We start from the raw sequence: 2871 nt of genomic DNA, 5'->3' as shown, positions 1-2871 counted from the left end.
CGACCAGGTCTTCGAGATGGAAGACATCAACGGCGAGTTCGGCCAGGTGGACGTGGCCATCATCCTGGGCGCGAACGACGTGGTGAACCCCGCCGCACATGTGAAAGGCAGCCCCATCTACGGCATGCCCATCCTCGAGGCCTACAAGGCCAAGACCATCATCGTCAACAAGCGCTCCATGGCCGCGGGCTACGCGGGCCTGGACAACGAGCTGTTCTACATGGACAAGACCATGATGGTCTTCGGCGATGCGAAGAAGGTGGTCGAAGACATGCTGAAGGCCGTGGAATAGCCGGCCTGCCACCGCGAAGTATCCCCGCTAGGCGCGGGCTTCTAGGTTTCTCTATCGAATCCCCTGACCTCAGCGATGTCAGCTATCGGTCAGAATCGCGCCCCACCAACAGGAGACAAGGCATGGAGCCGATCTGGCTGAAGCAATACCCGGCCGCAGTGCCCCGCGACGTGAACACGTCCCTCTATCCCAGCCTGGTTGATCTGCTCGACACCGGTTTCAAAAAGCACGCCAGCAAGCCGGCCTATCTGATGATGGGCAAGAGCATCAGCTTCGCCGAGGTCGACAGCGCCTCGCGTGCGCTGGCGGCCTATCTGCAGAGCCTGGGCCTCGAAAAGGGCGACCGCGTCGCCCTGATGATGCCCAACCTGTTCCAGTACCCGGTGGCCGTGGCCGCTGTGCTGCGCGCGGGTTATGTCGTCGTGAACGTGAACCCGCTGTACACGCCGCGCGAGCTGGAGCACCAGCTCAAGGACTCGGGTGCCAAGGCCATCGTCATCATCGAGAACTTCGCCTCGGTGCTGCAGCAGGTCATCCGTTCGGTGCCCACCAAGCACATCATCCTGGCCGCCATGGGCGACATGCTGGGCATGCTCAAGGGCAGCATCGTCAACTACGTCGTGCGCAACGTGAAGAAGATGGTGCCGGCCTACGAGCTGCCCGGCGCCGTGCGCTTCAACGACGCGCTGGCCAAGGGCCGCAGCCTGGGCTTCAAGCCCGCCAAGCTGGGGCCGGACGACATCGCCGTGCTGCAGTACACCGGTGGCACCACCGGCGTGTCCAAGGGTGCCGTGCTGCTGCACCGCAACCTGGTGGCCAACATCCTGCAGAACGAGGCCTGGTACCAGCCCGCGCTGAAGAAGATCCCGGCCGGCGAACAGGTGGTCACCATCTGCGCGCTGCCGCTGTATCACATCTTCGGCTTCAACGTGAACATGATGCTGTCCATGCACATGGGCGGCGCCAACGTGCTGATTCCGAATCCGCGCGATCTGCCGGCCATGTTCAAGGAGCTGAAGAACCATCGCTTCCACAGCTTCCCGGCGGTGAACACGCTGTTCATGGCCATGGCCAATCACCCGGACTTCGGCTCGGTGGACTGGAGCCGGCTCGTCATCTCCGTGGGCGGCGGCATGGCCGTGCAGCAGGCCACCGCGCGGTTGTGGCTGGAGAAGACCGGCTGCCCCATCGTCGAGGGTTACGGCCTGTCCGAGACCTCGCCCACCGCCACCTGCAACCCCACCGACAGTGAGGCCTATACCGGCACCATCGGCCTGCCGCTGCCGCACACCGAGCTCAAGCTGCTGGACGACGACGGCCAGGAAGTGCCGGCCGGCCAGCCGGGCGAGATCGCCATCAAGGGCCCGCAGGTGATGGCCGGCTACTGGCAGCGCCCCGACGAGACCGCCAAGGTCATGACGCCCGACGGCTTCTTCCGCAGTGGCGACATCGGCACCGTCGATGAAAACGGTTATTACAAGATCGTCGACCGCAAGAAGGACATGATCCTGGTCAGCGGCTTCAACGTGTACCCCAACGAGGTCGAGGACGTGCTGACGCAGATGCCCGGCGTGCTGGAGTGCGCCGCCGTCGGCGTGCCGGATGCCAAGGCGGGCGAGGCGGTGAAGCTGGTCATCGTGAAGAAAGACCCGAATCTCAGTGAGGCCGATGTACGGGCCTATTGCGAAGCCAACCTGACAGGCTACAAACGCCCCAAGATCGTTGAGTTCCGCACCGACCTGCCCAAGACGCCTGTGGGCAAGATCCTGCGCCGGGAATTGCGGGACAAGGGCTGACCCCTAACCCGTTCACCAAGCGCAGGCGGTGATCCCGCCTGGGCGCCACCACTGACACCGTGCTCGAACTGCTGTATTCCAAGACCGAGGCCGGCCGCGCCGAGATCAAGACGCGTACGCTGCCGCTGTCGCGCGCGGCGCGCAACCTGCTGCTGATGCTTGACGCGAGCAAGCCCGGCGGCGAATGGTTGCGCCTCGTGGCAGGCGCCACGCCCGCCGACTTCGAGGCGCTGCGCGAACATGGCCTGATTGCGCCCCAGGGCGGCGCTGCGGCGCCCGCCCGGGCCGTCGCCGCGCCGGCGCCCGCCGCTGCGCCGGCACCGGCGGCAACTCCAGCCTCGCCACCTGCCGGCGGTTCGACGCTGCTGGACCGCGCTGCCCTCTACACCTACATGAGCGGCGAGGCCACCAAGCTGCTGGGCCCGTTCAAGGGCTATGCCTTCGCGCTGGAGGTCGAGAAGGCCGACAGCCTGGCCGCGTTGCAGGCGCTGGCCCTGCAGCTGGTGGAGCGTGTGCAGAAGGCCAAGGGCGAGGACGCCGCCGCGGCCGTCCGTCAGGCGCTCGGCCTGCGCTGATCCGATCTGGGACACTGGCGGGATCGTCCGCCTACCCGTCCGCCGTCTTGCCCCGCTTCTTCGTCGATTCGCCGCTCGTCGCCTCCGGTGACGACTTCGCGTTGCCACCCGCCGCCGCGCGCCATGTGCAGGTGCTGCGCCTGCAGCCGGGCGATGCGCTGAACCTGTTCGACGGCAGCGGCCCCGAATGGCAGGCGGAGGTCACGGC

At 66.2% G+C, this 2871-nt stretch carries 4 protein-coding genes; all 4 read left to right on the top strand.

All coding sequences use genetic code 11. From position 1 onward, the window contains the following. On the top strand, window positions 1-292 hold a 292-nt coding region (locus QZ709_RS04765), incomplete at its 5' end, for an NAD(P)(+) transhydrogenase (Re/Si-specific) subunit beta (protein WP_294636161.1). A 122-nt stretch (window positions 293-414) separates the two neighbouring features. Continuing rightward, window positions 415-2088, top strand: a complete 1674-nt coding sequence (locus QZ709_RS04760; protein ID WP_294636160.1) for a long-chain-fatty-acid--CoA ligase — start codon at window positions 415-417, stop codon at window positions 2086-2088. A 59-nt stretch (window positions 2089-2147) separates the two neighbouring features. Further along, window positions 2148-2663 carry a hypothetical protein gene (locus tag QZ709_RS04755; RefSeq protein ID WP_294636159.1) on the top strand — a complete coding sequence of 172 codons (516 nt, stop codon included), beginning with the start codon at window positions 2148-2150 and terminating at the stop codon, window positions 2661-2663. Between the two features lie 47 nt (window positions 2664-2710). Continuing rightward, window positions 2711-2871, top strand: a 161-nt coding sequence (locus QZ709_RS04750) for an RNA methyltransferase PUA domain-containing protein (protein ID WP_366937142.1), incomplete at its 3' end; no start/stop codon positions are given.

The sequence above is a fragment of the uncultured Aquabacterium sp. genome, from assembly GCF_913773725.1.
Taxonomy (GTDB): Bacteria; Pseudomonadota; Gammaproteobacteria; order Burkholderiales; family Burkholderiaceae_C; genus Aquabacterium.
This window is presented reverse-complemented; position numbering and strand designations above follow the sequence as displayed.

Excerpts from the sequence above, each read along its gene's own strand:
- QZ709_RS04760 (WP_294636160.1), top strand. The coding sequence starts at position 415 with ATGGAGCCGATCTGGCTGAAGCAATACCCGGCCGCAGTGCCCCGCGAC.